Genomic DNA, 15887 nt, shown 5'->3' with positions numbered 1-15887 from the left:
GTGATGGATCAGGCGTTCCAGCCCAACCTGGACTTCGCCGCCGTCGATGATGCTGACGCCGCCGAGGCCTTCGTCGTCGATCTGGAAGGCTATGAAGGACCTCTGCACGTCCTGCTGGCGCTGGCGCGCACGCAGAAGGTGGACCTGCTGAAGCTGTCCATCACCAAGCTGGCGGAACAGTATCTGGCCTTCGTTCACGAGGCCCGGCGGCGCAACTTCGCCATGGCCGCCGACTATCTCGTGATGGCGTCCTGGCTGGCCTATCTGAAGTCGCGTCTGCTGCTGCCCCGCACCGAAAAGGGCAAGGCCGAGGAGCCCCCGGCCGAGGAAATGGCCGCCGCGCTGGCGTTTCGCCTGCAGAAGCTGGAGGCCATGCGCCGCTCGGTCGAGGCCATCACCAGCCGCCCGCAGCTGAAGCGCGACGTCTTCACCCGCGGCGACCCGGAAGCCACCGTCATCATCCCCTCGGACCGCGTGGACGCCAGCCTCTATGAGCTGATGGCCGCCTATGTCGCCCAGCGTCGGCGCGAGGAGCGCCGCAACTATGCGCCCGGCCAGCGGGTCGAGGCTTTCCAGCTGGAGGCCGCGCGCGACTGGCTGCGCTCCATGATGCCGCGTCTGGCCGACTGGACCCCGCTGGATCAGGTGGCGCCGGCCCGTCAGGACGAAGACGGGGAGGGGCCCAGCCAGGCCAGCTATACCGCCTCCACCCTGTCGGCCAGTCTGGAGCTGGTGAAGGAGGGGGCCATGGACGTGCGTCAGGCCGAGGCCTTCGCTGACCTCTTCCTCAAACGCCGGGGCTTCGGCCAACCGCTGGAGCTGACGCCGTGAGCCTGACCTTCACCCCCGACGAAACCGAGATCGAACGCCGGGTTGAGGCCCTGTTGTTCGCCGCCGCCGCCCCATTATCTGCGGCCGAGATCGCGCGCCGTCTGCCCGAGGGCGCGGACGCGGGCCGGGCCATCGCCGCCCTGCGCCAACGCTATCAGGGGCGGGGGGTCGAGCTGGAATGCGTCGCCGACCGCTGGCGCTTCCGCACCGCCGCCGACCTCGGCTTCCTGATGACCGAGGAGCGCGAGGAGCCGCGTCGCCTGTCCAAGGCGGCGCTGGAGACCCTGGCCATCATCGCCTATCACCAGCCCTGCACCCGCGCCGAGATCGAGAGCGTGCGCGGCGTCTCCCTGTCCAAGGGCACGCTGGACCTGTTGCTGGAGATGGACTTCGTGCGGTTGCGCGGGCGTCGGCGCACGCCGGGTCGGCCCGTCACCTACGCCACGACCGACCGTTTCCTCGAGCATTTCAGCCTGGCCAGCCTCTATGACTTGCCGGGCGTGCAGGAGATGAAGGCGGCGGGTCTGCTGGACCTGTCGATCCCCGTGGGCTTCGAGGTCCCCGATCCGACCCGCGGCGGCGAGAGCGAGGGCGAGGACCTTCTGACCGCGTTGGATGACGGATCGCCCGAGTTCGCCCAGGATTTCGTCAGCGAGGACTGAGAGTCGCGCCGCGAACAGCGACGCATCGCCACGGTCAAGGCGGAACTGGCGATAAATGCTGGATTTTCAGAGTCTTGGCGGTCGGTTTCCGCGTCTTGACCTTCCGTCCCCCGGCCTATAGGTTCCGCGCCGAATTCAGACCTTCTCGGCGTTCTCGCCGGGCGCTGGGCGAAGCAACCATGTCTCCTACGAAGGAATCGCGCGAAGAGGCGATCGCACGCCTCACCAAGAGCGCATCCGAGCTTGAGGCGCGGACGGCCAACGCCCGGTCGGCGGAAATCTCGGCGCATGCCGTGACGAGCCAGGCCTACAAGATCATCGCCGAGCTGCTCGGCGGCGTGATCGTAGGGATTGCTATTGGATTCGGCGTCGACCGTGTATTCGGCACGGCGCCTTGGGGTTTGATCGGCGGGGTCCTGTTGGGCTTCGCCTTGTCGTTGTGGATGGCGCGCCGGACGGCCAATCGGCTGATGGCGCAGGCTAAGGCGGCGGGGATACAGGCTGAGGCCATCCCCTTCGAGGAAGCCGGCGAAGAAGACTAAGGAGCGAAAGGCCCCATGGCCGATCCGATTCACCAGTTCCAGATCCAGAAGGTCGTGGACCTTCCTGACGTCACGCTGCCCGGCGTCGGCGTGGTTGATCTCGCCATCACCAATTCGCATATCGCCATGACCCTGGGCTTTGTCCTGGTCGTGGGCTTCCTGGCCATGGTCACCTCGGGCGCCAAGGTGGTGCCGGGTCGTCTTCAGGCGGCGGGCGAGAGCCTGTTCGGCATGATCGACAACCTGACCGACTCGATCATCGGCCACGAGGGGCGCAAGTACTTCCCCTTCATCTTCACCCTGTTCACCCTGATCCTGGTGATGAACATCCTCGGCATGTTCATGACCTTCACCGCCACCTCGCAGCTGGCCGTGACGGTGACCTTCGCGATCCTGACCTTCGGCCTGGTGCTGGTGGTCGGCTTCGCCAAGAACGGTCTGGGCTTCTTCAAGCTGTTCTGGCCGATGGGCGCGCCGCTGGCGCTGCGCCCGGTCGTCGGCGCGATCGAGTTCGTTTCCTTCCTGCTGCGTCCCGTCACCCTGGCCCTTCGTCTGTTCGGCAACATGCTGGGCGGTCACGTGGCGCTGAAGATCTTCGCTGGCTTCGTGGTGTCCCTGGGCGCCCTGGCCATGGGCGGCGGTCTGAACCTGCTGGCCTTCCCGGTCGCCGCCCTGTCGCTGGGCATGGTGGTCGCGCTGACGGCTCTGGAATTCCTCGTGGCCTTCCTTCAGGCTTTCGTTTTCGCCGTTCTGGCCTGCATCTATCTCAATGATGTGGTCAACCTGGACCACGCCCACTAAGGGCAGGACCAGTTTCTTAAACCCCAACCATCCAACACCAACTCTAGGATACACATCATGGACGCTGAAGCCGCCAAGTACATCGGCGCCGGTCTGGCTACCCTCGGCATGATCGGCTCGGCCGTCGGCGTGGGCAACATCTTCGGCCAATTCCTGTCGGGCGCCCTGCGCAACCCGTCGGCCGCCGCCGGCCAAGTCGGCAACCTGTTCGTCGGCGCCGCCCTGGCGGAAGCCCTGGGCATCCTGGCCTTCGTGCTGGGCGTCCTGATGATCTTCGGCTGATCGGTTCACCCGAACGCCTTTTCGAGTCGGCGCCGTCGGGCCTCAGGTCCGCGGCGCCGCCTTCATTCTGATTTTCGACAGCACGGTTATGGCCACGACACCTACCCCCAATGCTGCGATCCCGCCTTCGGTTGAGGCGGATCTGCACACCGAGACGGCGGTTCCGGAAGCCCATCACGAATCGGGCGGCCTGCCGCAGTTCGACTTCGCCCACTGGGGCGGGCAGATCGTCTACCTGCTGTTCCTCTTCGTCATCCTCTACATCCTGATCGCCAAGGTCTTCGCGCCGCGTCTGCGCCGTGTCCTGGACGAGCGGGCTGAAACCATTTCGTCGGCTGTCGCCACCGCCCGGTCGGTCCAGGCCGAAGCCGCGACGCAGGCCGAAGCCGCCAAGGCCGAGGTCGTAAAGGCTCGCACCGAGGCTCGCGCCACCGCCGTGGCCGCCAGGGCGCGCGTCACCGAAGACGCCCAGAAGCGTCAGGCCGAGGAAGAAGCCGTCGTCTCGGCGCGCATCGCCGAAGCCGAGGCCGCCATCGCCAAGACCCGCGACGGCGCCATGGTCCATGTCTCGACCGTCGCCTCTGACACGGCTCACGCCATGATCGAGCGTCTGACGGGCAAGGCTCCGACCGCCGCCGAAGTCGCCGCCGCCCTCAAGGGAGCCGCCTGATATGAACATGTTCATGGAGCCGGGCTTCTGGAGCCTGGGCAGCGCTGAGCTGTGGGTCCTGATCGGCCTTCTGGTCTTCATCGGCATCGTCGTCGCCGCCGGCGTGCCGAAGATGGCCGCCAAGGCCCTGGACGACAAGGCCGCCAAGATCCAGTCGGAACTGGACGAGGCCGCCCGTCTGCGTGCTGAAGCCGAAGCCATGCTGGCCCAGATCCGCCAGGAGAAGGCTGAGGCCGAGGCCCAGGCCGCCGACATGCTGGCGGCCGCCGAAGCCGACGCCCGCCGCATCGAAGCCGAGGCCAAGGCCAAGCTGGAAGAGACCCTGGCCCGTCGTCAGGCCCTCGCCGAGCGCCGCATCGCCCAGGCCGAGGCCCAGGCCACGGCCGAGGTCAAGGCCGCCGCCGCCGACCTCGCCGCCAAGGCCGCACAGGACATCCTGACGGCTCGCCTGGCGACCGCCAAGGCGGACCCGCTGATCGACTCCGCCATCGCCCAGATCGGCGACAAGCTGAACTGATAGCGGTCGGAAGCGACAAGCAAATCAGGCCCCGCCGGCGACGGCGGGGCCTTTTGCATTGTAGCGGTGCGCCTTGATCAGTGAGCGGGCGCGCCGTGGATGAAGCCGCCAGCGCGCTTCTCGCGGGCCAGAAGGCGGGCGAAGACATTGCCCATCACCCCGCCGAAGATCATGTGGGTGATCAGCATCCAGGCGAAGGTGCCGAAGCCGGCGCTGCCCGAGAAGGTCCGCGGATCGCCCATCATGCTGATGATCAGCATCATCGCCACCCAGGCCGCCACGGCGAAGAGTATGCCCTTGGTTTCGGGCGTATTGGTCGGCAAGCGGGGGTAGATGAAGGCGAACAGCGGGCCCATGATCAGGGACCCGATCACGAAGTGGATCGCCCACCCCGCCACCAGATTGTCCCCGAGCTGGAACATGCGGGCGACGATTTCGGGGAACGGGTCGAACACCTTGGCGAACAAGAGGTTCGCCGCCTCAAGAATGGAAACCGCGACGGTCGCAATGAAGCCGGCGGCGATTCCCTGTTTTACGCGTGACATCATGAGAAAAGCGCCTCCCAACGCCATCTGCTTTTGACTACGCGAGGGAAGCATACGCCGTTCGGCGCGAACGCGAGCGTCGCCCCTTTCACATTACCGTGTGCGTCGAAGCGTCGCTGTTAGCGGAAGGCGCGGCGCAGAAGGCGGCGGGCGCGTTTGCGGACCCGGATCAGCTGGCGCGACGGACGCTTGCGCAGCACGACCTTTTCGGCGCGCAGCGCCTGCTGCCAGAAGACCGGCGCGATCTCGGGCTTCTTCCGCATCAGACGACGGAAGGGATAGACCCACTTGGGCCGGGCATGCTGGGCGCGGATGAACTGCCGCTTGGCCCACCAGGAATTGCGCAGCAGCAGGACCAGGCCCAGGGCGATGACCGGCACGCCGCCGGGGCCAGGCAGGGGGGCGATCAGGATGCCCAGGCCGATGATCAGGAAGCCCAGGGCCATCATCCCCAACCGCTTCGCACGACGCAGCAGTCCGGGCCTCGAGCGAGGCCGGCTTTCGGCGCGGAAGGGGATCAGAGCGAGGGTCACGGGCGTCACGGTCGGGGAGAGGAGCGACCGCCCTGAGCGAGGGCTGTCAGCCTATCCTAGACATGGACGACAAGGCCGAACCGTGGCGTCGCCATGAAGCTTTCGTAAGTGAGCGCTGAAAAGCAAAACGCCGTGTCCCGAAGGACACGGCGCTTCACATCGGACTTCGATCAGACGCCTATTCGGCGGCGATATTGGAGCCTTCCGGGGCCGACCAGCGCAGACGCGGCGCGCGGGCGGCGCGGGTCTCGTCCAGACGCCGCAGGGGCGCATGGAAGGGCGCGCCCTTGAAGCGTTCGACCTCGCCGGCCTTCGCCGCCTCGGCCAGCAGACGCATGGCGTGGATGAAACGGTCCAGCTCCTGTTTGGATTCCGTCTCGGTCGGCTCGATCAGCATGGCCCCATGCACCACCAGCGGGAAGTACATGGTCATCGGGTGGAAGCCCTCGTCGATCATCGCCTTGGCGAAGTCGAGCGTGGTGATGTCCGTGCCCTTCAGCCACTCGTCGTCGAACAGGGCCTCGTGCATGCACGGACCCTCGGGGAAGGCCGGGCTCATCAGGTCCTCGAGGCGGGCCTTGATGTAGTTGGCGTTCAGGACGGCGTCCTCGGCCACCTGACGCAGGCCGTCCGAGCCGTGGCTCATCATGTACGACAGGGCGCGTACATACATGCCCATCTGCCCCTGGAAGGCGCACAGACGGCCGAAGGCCTGCGCGGCCTCGTCTTCCTCACGCTCGACCAGCTTGTAGCCGTCACCAGTGTTCACGACCCAAGGCGCGGGGGCGAAGGGGGCCAGGGCCTCCGACAGCACGACCGGACCGGCGCCCGGACCGCCGCCGCCGTGCGGCGTCGAGAAGGTCTTGTGCAGGTTGATGTGCATGGCGTCGACGCCCAGGTCGCCCGGGCGCACCCGGCCGACGATGGCGTTGAAGTTGGCGCCGTCGCAGTAGAAGTAGGCGCCCGCTTCGTGGGTCAGGCGGCTGATCTCCAGGATGTCGCGCTCGAACAGGCCGCAGGTGTTCGGGTTGGTGACCATGATGGCCGCCACGTCCGGACCCAGCTTGGCGGCCAGGTCGGCCACGTCCACGCGACCGTCGTCGGTCTGGGCGACTTCGACCACCGAATAGCCGACGAAGGCGGCGGTGGCCGGGTTGGTGCCGTGGGCCGAGGTCGGGACCAGGACCTTGCGGCGCTGCTCGTGCTCGCCCTTGGCCTCGTGGGCGGCGCGGATGGCCATCAGGCCGCACAGCTCGCCGTGCGCGCCCGCCTTGGGCGACAGGGCGACGGCGGGCATGCCCGTCAGCGTCTTCAGCCAGTGGGCCAGCTGGTCCATCAGCTCCAGCGCGCCCTGAACCGTCGACTGCGGCTGCAGCGGGTGGATGTCCGAGAAGCCCGGCAGGCGCGCCATCTTCTCGTTCAGGCGCGGGTTGTGCTTCATCGTGCACGAGCCCAGCGGATAGATGGCCAGGTCGATGGCGTGGTTCTTCTGGCTCAGGCGCACATAGTGGCGCATGGCCTCGGGCTCCGACAGGCCGGGGAGGCCGATCGGGTCCTTGCGGACCAGGTCGCCCAGGTCCGAGCCGTCCGTGGAAGGCTTGGGCAGGTCGACGCCGGTCTTGTTCCAGCCGTCGCCTTCAAAGATCAGGGCTTCGTCTTGCAGCAGGCCGCGCGCGCCCGTCAGGGTCGGGTGCTTGTAGTCGTTGTCGGGCAGGGCGTTCGGGGTGGTCGGACGGCCGACAGTGTTCATCGTGCTCATGGTTCCAAACTCCCTTTAGGCGGCCAGGACCTTGGCGAGCGAAGCCGCCAGGATCTTGATGTCGGCGTCCAGCGTGGTCTCGGTCGCTGCGACCAGCAGGACGTCGTCGAGGCCCGCTTCCGGGGCCAGGCGGCTGTAGGGCACGCCGGCCAGGATATGATGGTCGGCCAGGGTCTGCACCACGTCAGCGGCGTTCTTGGGCAGCTTGACCGCGAACTCGTTGAAGAAGCGCGGGGTCAGGATCTCGACGCCCGGAATGGCGGCCAGGGCGTCACGCGTGGCGACGGCCTTCTCGTGGTTCAGCAGGGCCATCTGACGCAGGCCTGTCTCGCCCAGCAGGCTCATGTGGATGCTGAAAGCCAGGCAGCACAGGCCCGAGTTGGTGCAGATGTTCGACGTGGCCTTGTCGCGGCGGATGTGCTGCTCGCGCGTGGACAGGGTCAGGACGAAGCCGCGACGGCCGTCGGCGTCGACGGTTTCACCGCAGTAGCGGCCCGGCGTCTGGCGCAGCAGCTTCTCGCGAGTGGCGAACAGGCCGATGTAGGGGCCGCCGAAGTTCAGGGCGTTGCCGATCGACTGGCCCTCGGCCGCGACGATGTCGGCGCCCATTTCGCCGGGCGACTTCAGCAGGCCCATCGACACGGCTTCCGTCACCACGACGATCAGCAGGGCGCCGGCGGCGTGGGCGGCCTCAGCGATCTTGGTCACGTCGGTGGCGGTGCCGAAGACGTTGGGGGTCTGGACGACGACGCAGGCCGTGTTCTTGTCGATGGCGGCGATGACGGCGTCTTCGGCGTCAACGGCGGCGGTCAGAGCTTCAGTCTCGACGCCGACGGCGTGAACCACGGTCTCGGTCGCCTTGACGTAGTGCGGGTGCACGCCGCCCGAGATGACGGCCTTGTTGCGGCGGGTCACGCGGGTGGCCATCAGCACGCCCTCGGCCATGGCGGTCGAGCCGTCATAGAGGGAGGCGTTGGCGACTTCCATGCCGGTCAGGTTCGCGACCTGGGTCTGGAACTCGTACAGGTACTGCAGCGTGCCCTGCGCGATTTCCGGCTGATAGGGGGTGTAGCTGGTCAGGAACTCCGACCGCTGGATCACGTGATCGACCGTGGCCGGGACGTGGTGCTTGTAGGCGCCGGCGCCGCAGAAGAAGGGCACGGTTCCGGCCGTGGCGTTCTTGCCGGCCATGGCCGAGAGGGCGCGTTCGACCTCCAGCTCGCCGGCCACGCGGGGCAGGTCGACAAAGCCGTCGCGGCGCGCGGCCTGCGGCACGTCGACAAACAGGTCGTCGATGGATTTGGCGCCGATGGCGGCCAGCATGGCATCACGGTCGTCGGGCGTCAGGGGGAGGTAGCGCATTACAAGTCCTCGGCGGCATCCCGGAGGGTCGCTGGCGCGACGCTCCGGGAGCGCTTAAGCGGCGGGGAATCCGGCGATCCCGGATCGGCGCGCCGCGCCGTCCGGGGACGACGGCGGGTCTTAGAGGGTGGTCAGGTAGGCGTCGTAGGCGGCCTGATCCATCAGGGCTTCGACGGCCGAGGCGTCGGCGACCTTGATCTTGGCGAACCAGCCTTCGCCTTCCGGGTCGGCGTTGACGGTTTCCGGGGCCGAGGCCAGGGCTTCGTTGCCCTCGATGACCTCGCCGGCGACCGGGGCGTAGACGTCCGAGGCGGCCTTGACCGATTCCACGACGGCGAAGCTGTCGCCGACCGAGACGGTCTTGCCGGCTTCCGGCGTCTCGACGAACACCACGTCGCCCAGGGCGTCAGCGGCGTGCTTGGAGATGCCGACCGTGGCGACGTCGCCCTCGAGGCGAACCCACTCGTGATCCTTGGTGAAGCGCATTTCGATCTTCCTCATGCGGCCGAAGCAGCCTGTTTAACTCGTCATCCTCGGCCTTGTGCCGAGGATCCAGACCCCCCGCGTGGGGAAGTCGTGATCCGACGGCGGGCGTCGGTGTTTCTGGATCCTCGGGACAGGCCCAAGGATGACGGAAGGGGAGGGTGTTACGCCTTCGGCTTCCGATAGTAGCGGGTGGCCACGAAGGGGGTGGCGACGACTTCGGCGGCGGCGGGTTTGCCGCGCACGATGACTTTCAGGTCCGTTCCCAGGGCGGCGAAGGCCGGCGGCACGTAACCCATGGCGATGTTGTGCCCCAGGGTCGGCGAGGGGCCGCCCGAGGTGATCTTGCCGATCAGGTTTCCGTCCATGTCGGCGATTTCGGCGCCTTCACGGGCCGGGGCGCCTTCCTTGACGTGCAGGCCGATGCGGATGCGCGACGGACCCTCTGCCAGCTGCTTCAGGATGGTCTCGGCGCCGTTGAAGTCGGCGGCTTCCTTGCGCGACTTGGACAGGGCGAAGGTCAGTGCGCCCTCGACCGGGCTGGTCGAGGCGTCGATGTCGTGGCCGTGCAGCGGCAGGCCGGCTTCCAGACGAAGGCTGTCGCGGGCGCCCAGGCCGATCGGCTTCACGCGGGCGTCTTCCAGCAGCAGGTTCCAGACGCGCTCGGCGTCGGCGTTCGGCACCGAAATCTCATAGCCGTCCTCGCCGGTGTAGCCCGAGCGCGAGACGAAGCAGTCGACGCCGAACAGCATCAGACGGGCCGAATCCATGAAGCCCATCTCGCCCAGAGCGGGTTCGTGCTTGGCCATGACCTCGGCGGCTTCCGGCCCCTGGATGGCCAGCAGGGCGCGGTCGTCCAGGATCACCAGCTTGGCGTCGCCGGCCAGATTGGCGTTCAGGAAGGCGAAGTCGGCGTCCTTGTTGCCGGCGTTGACCACGACATAGAGGCCGTCATGGTCGGGCTTGCCCGCCATCAGGTCGTCCATGATGCCGCCCTCGGCGTTGAGCAGCAGGGAATACTTCTGCTTGCCGGCCTTCAGGATTTCATAGTCGCCGGGGACGAAGCGCTGGAACTGGGCAATCGCGTCGTCGCCGGTGATGCGGGCCTGGCCCATGTGCGAGACGTCGAACAGACCGGCGTGTTCGCGGGTCCAGCGGTGCTCGGCCAGAACGCCTTCGTACTGGACCGGCATGTCATAGCCGCCGAAGCCGACCATGCGGGCGCCAAGGGCGCGGTGCGCCGCGTTGAGGGGGGTGGTCTTCAAGGCCTGGTCGCTCATCGAGCATCCTCCGGTCGCGGGTTGCGGCGATAGCTTCGCCGTCGTCGCGCCCCCGCTGTCCTGAAGCCTGAGAGATTCCGACCGTCGCCCAGAGGACGAACAGCCTTGCTCCGTCGGCGCGCCCCCAGACTCTTGGGAATCCTGGGCGACTTTCCAGCGTCCGTGCGCCTTCGCGGTCCTTTTGCCTGAGCGTTTCCGGGGCGGTTGCGCCTTCGGCCCCGACGGCCGCTGCGCGACCGCCGATCTCTCCCGCGAGAGCGTGTGACCTAAGGCCCCGACTCCGGGCCGAAGTCAAGCGGCGCCGGGCTTGCCGCGAACGATGCGACAGGTCATGAGGGGCCGAACTGCTCTCGTGACAGGATTGAAGCGCCATGACCGCCCGCACCGACCTCGCCGCCCACCTGGCCTCGCTCAACCTGCCGCAGGGCCTGACCCAGACCCTGACGGTTGCCGCCGCCGCCTGCGTCGAGATCCGCAAGATCGTCTCCGGCGGGGCCCTGGTCGGCGCCCTGGGCGCATCGGGCGCGGTCAACGTCCAGGACGAGGAGCAGAAGAAGCTCGATGTCATCTCCAACGACGTCCTGACGGAAATGCTGCTGGCCTGCCCGTCCGTGGCGGGTGTGGCGTCCGAGGAAATGGACACGGTCCAGCCGGCGACGAATGTGGCGGGCGAATACCTGGTCCTGTTCGACCCGTTGGACGGCTCGTCCAACATCGACATCAACGCCCCCGTCGGCACCATCGTCTCGGTGCTGAAGTCGCCGTCGGCCACGCCGACCGAGGCCGACTTCCTGCAATCGGGTCGTCATCAGGTCGCGGCCCTCTACTGCCTCTATGGCGGCCAGACCATGTTGGTGCTGACCACGGGCCAGGGCGTGGCGGGCTTCACCCTGTCGCACGACGGCCAGTGGCTGATGACGCATCCGGCGATCACGGTCCCGGCGGACACCAAGGAGTTCGCCATCAACATGTCGAACCAGCGCCACTGGGCCGAGAGCGTGCAACGCTACGTCGACGGCTGCCTGGCGGGCGCTGACGGCCCGCGCGGCAAGAATTTCAACATGCGCTGGGTCGCCGCCATGGTGGCCGACGTGCACCGCATCCTGATGCGCGGCGGGGTTTTCCTCTATCCGTGGGACAAGCGCGAGCCGAACAAGCCGGGCAAGCTGCGCCTGATGTACGAAGGCAATCCCATGGCCTTCCTGATCGAACAGGCGGGCGGCAAGGCCACGACGGACGGGACACAGGCCATTCTGGACGTGACCCCGACCGAACTGCACCAGCGCATCCCGGTGGCGCTCGGTTCGGCCAACGAGGTCGATCAGATCGCGGCGGCCTGAGCCATGAGGATCACCGCTTCAGACGCCCTTCTGGTCATCGACGCCCAGAACGATTTCTGCGAGGGCGGGGCCCTGGCGGTGCAGGGCGGGGCGGCGATCATGCCCCTGATCAACCGCCTGGCCGAGCGCTTCGACACGGTGATCGCCACCCAGGACTGGCACACGCCGGATCAGATCAGTTTCGCCTCCAATCATGCGGGTGCGACGCCTTTCACCGAGATCGAGGTCGCCTACGGCCCGCAGATGCTGTGGCCGGACCACTGCGTGCAGGGGACGCCAGGTGCGGATTTTCATCCGCATGTTGCGCCCGCCGTGACCAAGGCCCTGGCCGTGGTCCGTAAGGGCCATAACCCGTTGGTGGACAGCTATTCCGCCTTCTATGAAAACGACCGTCGCACCGCGACGGGACTGGCGGGTCTGCTGCGCGAACGGGGCGTGACGCGCCTCTTCCTGTGCGGTCTGGCCTACGACTACTGCGTCCGCTTCACCGCCGAGGACGCCGTGCGCGAAGGCTTCGAGGCCGTGGTGATTGAGGACGCCTGTCGGGCCATTGCGCCGGACACGGCCGCCGCCGCCAAGGCGAGCTTCGCCGCGCTGAGGGCCGCCGAGATGTCGGTCGCGTCGCTTCTCGGCTGATCCTTCTGCGCTCCGCTCGCCGGAGGATGACGGAAGGGATTCAGTGGGCCGCCGCGTAGGCCTCGACTTCGGCGATGCGCGCCGCCTTGTCAGCGTCGCTCAGGAAGCTGCCCTCGAAGCTGTTCTTCGCCAGTTGCGTCACCTGTTCGCGGGTCAGGCCGACCGCCGTGGCCAGCTGGACGTAGTTGGCGTTCACATAGCCGCCGAAATAGGAGGGGTCGTCCGAGTTCAGGGTGACGTGCAGGCCGCGGCGCAGCATCTCGGGGAGGGGGTGGTCCTTCAGGTCCTTGACCACGCACAGCTTCAGGTTCGACAGGGGGCACACGGTCAGCGTCATCTGTTCGGCGGCCAGACGGGCGATCAGGGCCTCGTCCTCCATCGAGCGGTTGCCGTGGTCCATGCGGTCGATTTCAAGCAGGTCCAGAGCTTCACGCACATATTCGGGCGGGCCTTCCTCGCCGGCGTGGGCGCACAGTTTCAGGCCCAGGTCGCGGGCGGCGGCGAAGACGCGCTGGAACTTGGACGGCGGGTGGCCGACCTCCGACGAATCCAGCCCGACGCCGATGAAGTGGTGCAGGTAGGGCTTGGCGGCCTCCAGCGTGGTGAAGGCTTCGTCTTCCGACAGGTGGCGCAGGAAGCTGAGGATCAGGCCGCTGGTCACGCCCAGTTCCGCCTTGGCCCGCTCCATGCCCGCGATCAGGCCCTCGACCACCACATTGAAGGCCACGCCCCGGTCGGTGTGGGTCTGGGGATCGAAGAAGATCTCGGCGTGGCGGACGTTGTCGGCGGCGGCGCGCTGGAAATAGGCGAAGGCCAGATCCTCGAAATCCTGGCGCGTCAGCAGCACGGCGGCGCCCGCGTAATAGATGTCGAGGAAGTCCTGCAGGTTCGAGAAGTCATAGGCCGCACGTACGGCCTCGACGCTGTCGTAGGGGATGGCGACGCCGTTGCGCTGCGCCAGCTCGAACATCAGTTCGGGCTCGAGCGAGCCCTCGATGTGCAGGTGCAGTTCGGCCTTGGGCAGGCCGGCGATGAAGGCGTCGAGGGACATGGGGGGAGGCTCCTTGGCGGTCACCTCCCCTTATCACATTACATCCGCTCGGGCGTCTCGATGCCCAGCAGGTCCAGCGCCGTCTCCAACTGGTGCAGGCTGGCGGCGGCCAGGGCCAGGCGCGAGCCCTTGGTCGCCGCGTCGGGGGCGACCAGGATTGGGCAGGCGGCGTAGAATTTCGAGAAGCTCTGGGCCAGGCGATAGGCGTGCTCGGCGATCAGGTTGGGCGAACGCTTGTCATAGGCGTCCGCCGTGGCCGCGTCGAAGGCGTCCAGCGTCAGGGCCAGATCGCGCTCGGCCGGTTCGGCGACGACGATGGGGGCCATCTCGACGCCCTGATCCGCCGCCTTGCGCAGCAGGGATTTCACCCGCACGGCCTGATACAGCAGATAGGGGCCGGTCTTGCCCTCGAAGCTCATGAAGCGGTCGAGATCGAAGACGTAGCTGGTGGTGCGGTTGTTCGACAGGTCGGCGAATTTCAGCGCCGCCACCGCCACCTTGCGGGCGATGTCCTCGAACTCGGCTTCCGGCAGATCGTCGCCCAGCTTGGCCTCGTGCAGACGCTCGCGCGCCTTGTCGGTGGCCATGGTGATCAGGTCGTGCAGCTTCAGCACGCCGCCCGCGCGGGTCTTGAACGGCTTGCCGTCGGCGCCGTTCATGGTGCCGAAGCCGAGGTGCTCCAGCGACTTTTCGGGGGCGTAGCCGGCCAGATAGGCGGCCCGGAAGACCTGTTCGAAATGCTCGGCCTGACGCTCGTCGACGACGTAGAGGATCAGGTCGGGACCGATCGACTTCTTGCGGTCGAGGATCGTGGCCAGGTCGGTCGTGCCGTACATGGCCGAGCCTTCCGACGACACCACCAGCAGGGGCGGCGGGCTGGGGGCCTCGATGACCGAGCCGTCGGCCAGCTTCTTCTTGCGGGTCTCGCCGGGCCTGGCGACGTGGACCACCTGGGCGCCGTCGTCCTCGACCAGCAGGCCGGTCTCCTTCAGGTGCGCCAGCATTTCCGGCATCAGGGGATCGGCGTCGCTCTCGCCGTTCCACAGGTCGAAGGTGACGTCCAGAGCGCCGAACTCGCGCTTCAGCGCCGTGCGGCTGACGGCGACGAAGTGGGCCCACAGGGCGCGGTAGCCGGGACGGCCGTTCTGCAGTTCAGCCGTGGCCTTGCGGGCGCGGTCGCGGAAGGCGGGGTCTTCCTTGGCCTTGGCGGCGGCCTGCGGATAGAGGCGTTCCAGATCCTCCAGCGTGACCGGGCTCTCGGCGGGGAAGGGACCGTCGCCGTCGGCCATGAAGGCGTCGGCCAGGTTCTCGTCGCCGCAGGCGGTGATCAGCAGGCCCATCTGGAAGCCCCAGTCGCCGAAGTGGGCGTCGCCCCATACGGTGTCGCCGCGGAAGCGGAACAGCCGCTTCAGGCTCTCGCCGATGATGGACGAGCGCAGGTGGCCGACGTGCATCGGCTTGGCCACGTTGGGACCGGCGTAGTCGATGACGACCTTGCGCGACGGCGTGTTCAGCGAGGCGCCGGCCAGCGCGGTGTCGGCGGCGACCTCGGCGGCGCGCTGGGCCAGGGCGGCGTCGGAGAGCTTCAGGTTGATGAAGCCGGGACCGGCGACCTCGACCGATGACAGGCGCGGATCGGCGGCCAGACGTTCAGCCACCTTGGCCGCCAGTTCACGCGGATTGGCCTTCAGCGCCTTGGCGGCGGCCAGGGCGCCGTTGGACTGGAAGTCGGCCAGGTCGGGGCGGTCGGAGGCGACGACGCGGGCCAGGGCGGCGTCCACGCCTTCGGCGGCGAAGGCGGCGGCGACCGCTTCGCTGAGAGAGGTCTTGAGATCGGTCATGTGCTTAGGGGTTCGGTTGGGTCTGGCCGGCGGTGACGCGGAAGCGGCTGCCCGAACGGTTGAAGTCCGCCATCTCGGGCGTGATCTCGAAACCCACCAGGATCTCGAAATTATTGCCGCTGGTCGTGGCTTCGGCGCGAGGGATGACGATGGTCTGGGCCTGCTGGACCGAGGCCGTGGCCTGGCCTTCGAAATTCACCGGCAGGTCGAAATACTCCTTGGCCAGAACAGCCGTGTTCCGCTCGGTCACCGCCACCCAGTAGCGATAGGTGCGCTGGTCGCCGCTGGCCTGGGCGCCCTTGCCGAGGTTGAACAGGATATTCATGTCGACGCGGATGGGGTCGGCTTCGCGATAGACGCAGTCGGCGCTCACGCCTTCGATCTCGCCGGTGAAGCCGACGCCGGCGACCGACGGGCGGCTGAAATCGGCCAGTTCGACATAGCGGGCGGCGTCGTAGAGCACTTTCACATAGGGGCAGGGGCCTGCGTTGGCGCGGCGACTCAGCGGCGCGATGCGGGTGGGGCGAGCCTGGGGCTCTTCCTGCGCTTGCTGTTGACCCTGTCCTCGCTGTCCGCGGCTTTGGGCGACGGCGGACTGAGGAATCAGCATGGCCGCGACGGAGAGGGCGGCGAAGGCGGTCAGGACGCGACGCATCAATTTCATTTCCGGCAAGCGAAAGGGAGCGCGCGACAGTCGGCGCCGACCGGTGCACGCTTGATGCTGATAGCGGCTAAAGCGAGGCGCGGCAAAC

Annotated in this window: 18 protein-coding genes and 1 riboswitch; of the genes, 9 read left to right on the top strand and 9 right to left on the bottom strand. The window is 67.5% G+C overall.

Going from position 1 to position 15887, the window contains the following annotated elements; translation table 11 throughout:
* Window positions 1–3: 3 nt before the first annotated feature.
* From IFE19_RS12880 to IFE19_RS12850, 7 genes are all read left to right on the top strand, one after another.
* Complete coding sequence (locus tag IFE19_RS12880; protein ID WP_207822913.1) at window positions 4–831, top strand: segregation and condensation protein A; 828 nt, start codon at window positions 4–6, stop codon at window positions 829–831.
* Window positions 828–1493, top strand: a complete 666-nt coding sequence (gene scpB / locus IFE19_RS12875) for an SMC-Scp complex subunit ScpB (protein ID WP_207822911.1) — start codon at window positions 828–830, stop codon at window positions 1491–1493. The genes IFE19_RS12880 and scpB overlap by 4 nt, the downstream gene beginning before the upstream one ends.
* A gap of 95 nt (window positions 1494–1588) precedes the next feature.
* Window positions 1589–2035, top strand: coding sequence for an AtpZ/AtpI family protein (locus tag IFE19_RS12870; protein ID WP_225910271.1), 447 nt, complete (start codon window positions 1589–1591; stop codon window positions 2033–2035).
* Window positions 2036–2050: 15 nt separating this feature from the next.
* A complete protein-coding gene (locus tag IFE19_RS12865; RefSeq protein WP_207822909.1) occupies window positions 2051–2836 on the top strand; it encodes a F0F1 ATP synthase subunit A in 786 nt (261 codons plus the stop codon).
* Between the two features lie 57 nt (window positions 2837–2893).
* Window positions 2894–3118 carry a F0F1 ATP synthase subunit C gene (locus tag IFE19_RS12860; RefSeq protein WP_207822907.1) on the top strand — a complete coding sequence of 75 codons (225 nt, stop codon included), beginning with the start codon at window positions 2894–2896 and terminating at the stop codon, window positions 3116–3118.
* A gap of 88 nt (window positions 3119–3206) precedes the next feature.
* Window positions 3207–3788, top strand: coding sequence for a F0F1 ATP synthase subunit B family protein (locus IFE19_RS12855; RefSeq protein WP_207822905.1), 582 nt, complete (start codon window positions 3207–3209; stop codon window positions 3786–3788).
* A 1-nt stretch (window position 3789) separates the two neighbouring features.
* Window positions 3790–4305 carry a F0F1 ATP synthase subunit B gene (locus tag IFE19_RS12850; protein ID WP_207822904.1) on the top strand — a complete coding sequence of 172 codons (516 nt, stop codon included), beginning with the start codon at window positions 3790–3792 and terminating at the stop codon, window positions 4303–4305.
* Window positions 4306–4382: 77 nt separating this feature from the next.
* Here IFE19_RS12850 and IFE19_RS12845 read toward each other — a convergent pair whose 3' ends face one another.
* The 6 genes from IFE19_RS12845 to gcvT all read right to left on the bottom strand — a co-directional run bounded on the left by IFE19_RS12845 (window position 4383) and on the right by gcvT (window position 10267).
* Complete coding sequence (locus IFE19_RS12845; protein WP_207822902.1) at window positions 4383–4853, bottom strand: DUF6789 family protein; 471 nt, start codon at window positions 4851–4853, stop codon at window positions 4383–4385.
* A gap of 116 nt (window positions 4854–4969) precedes the next feature.
* A complete protein-coding gene (locus tag IFE19_RS12840; RefSeq protein WP_225910270.1) occupies window positions 4970–5383 on the bottom strand; it encodes a PGPGW domain-containing protein in 414 nt (137 codons plus the stop codon).
* A gap of 178 nt (window positions 5384–5561) precedes the next feature.
* Complete coding sequence (gene gcvPB, locus IFE19_RS12835; RefSeq protein ID WP_207822900.1) at window positions 5562–7142, bottom strand: aminomethyl-transferring glycine dehydrogenase subunit GcvPB; 1581 nt, start codon at window positions 7140–7142, stop codon at window positions 5562–5564.
* Between the two features lie 15 nt (window positions 7143–7157).
* Window positions 7158–8504 carry an aminomethyl-transferring glycine dehydrogenase subunit GcvPA gene (gene gcvPA / locus IFE19_RS12830; RefSeq protein ID WP_207822898.1) on the bottom strand — a complete coding sequence of 449 codons (1347 nt, stop codon included), beginning with the start codon at window positions 8502–8504 and terminating at the stop codon, window positions 7158–7160.
* A gap of 120 nt (window positions 8505–8624) precedes the next feature.
* Window positions 8625–8990 (bottom strand): glycine cleavage system protein GcvH, encoded by a 366-nt coding sequence (gcvH, locus tag IFE19_RS12825; protein WP_207827627.1) that lies wholly within the window; start codon window positions 8988–8990, stop codon window positions 8625–8627.
* A gap of 161 nt (window positions 8991–9151) precedes the next feature.
* On the bottom strand, window positions 9152–10267 hold the full coding sequence (gene gcvT, locus IFE19_RS12820; RefSeq protein WP_207822896.1) for a glycine cleavage system aminomethyltransferase GcvT: 1116 nt from the start codon (window positions 10265–10267) through the stop codon (window positions 9152–9154).
* 163 nt (window positions 10268–10430) lie between these two features.
* A riboswitch (glycine riboswitch) is annotated at window positions 10431–10529 on the bottom strand.
* A gap of 109 nt (window positions 10530–10638) precedes the next feature.
* Between gcvT and IFE19_RS12815 the strand changes: the two genes are divergently transcribed.
* Window positions 10639–11607, top strand: coding sequence for a class 1 fructose-bisphosphatase (locus IFE19_RS12815; RefSeq protein ID WP_207822894.1), 969 nt, complete (start codon window positions 10639–10641; stop codon window positions 11605–11607).
* Between the two features lie 3 nt (window positions 11608–11610).
* Window positions 11611–12243 (top strand): bifunctional nicotinamidase/pyrazinamidase, encoded by a 633-nt coding sequence (gene pncA, locus IFE19_RS12810; protein WP_207822892.1) that lies wholly within the window; start codon window positions 11611–11613, stop codon window positions 12241–12243.
* Between the two features lie 40 nt (window positions 12244–12283).
* On the opposite strand, the gene IFE19_RS12805 is transcribed toward pncA, so the two are convergent.
* Genes IFE19_RS12805 through IFE19_RS12795 form a run of 3 tightly spaced genes read right to left on the bottom strand, consistent with a single transcriptional unit; the run spans window position 12284 to window position 15790 of the window.
* A complete protein-coding gene (locus tag IFE19_RS12805) occupies window positions 12284–13294 on the bottom strand; it encodes an adenosine deaminase (RefSeq protein WP_207822890.1) in 1011 nt (336 codons plus the stop codon).
* A gap of 38 nt (window positions 13295–13332) precedes the next feature.
* A complete protein-coding gene (gene argS / locus IFE19_RS12800) occupies window positions 13333–15135 on the bottom strand; it encodes an arginine--tRNA ligase (RefSeq protein WP_207822888.1) in 1803 nt (600 codons plus the stop codon).
* 4 nt (window positions 15136–15139) lie between these two features.
* Entirely contained in the window at window positions 15140–15790 is a 651-nt protein-coding gene (locus IFE19_RS12795) for a Tat pathway signal sequence domain protein (RefSeq protein ID WP_207822886.1), read from the bottom strand.
* Window positions 15791–15887: the final 97 nt, after the last annotated feature.

The organism is Brevundimonas pondensis (genome assembly GCF_017487345.1).
GTDB classification, from domain to species: domain Bacteria; phylum Pseudomonadota; class Alphaproteobacteria; order Caulobacterales; family Caulobacteraceae; genus Brevundimonas; species Brevundimonas pondensis.
Note: the sequence above shows the minus strand (reverse complement) of the source record. Positions and strands in the feature narration are given on the sequence as shown.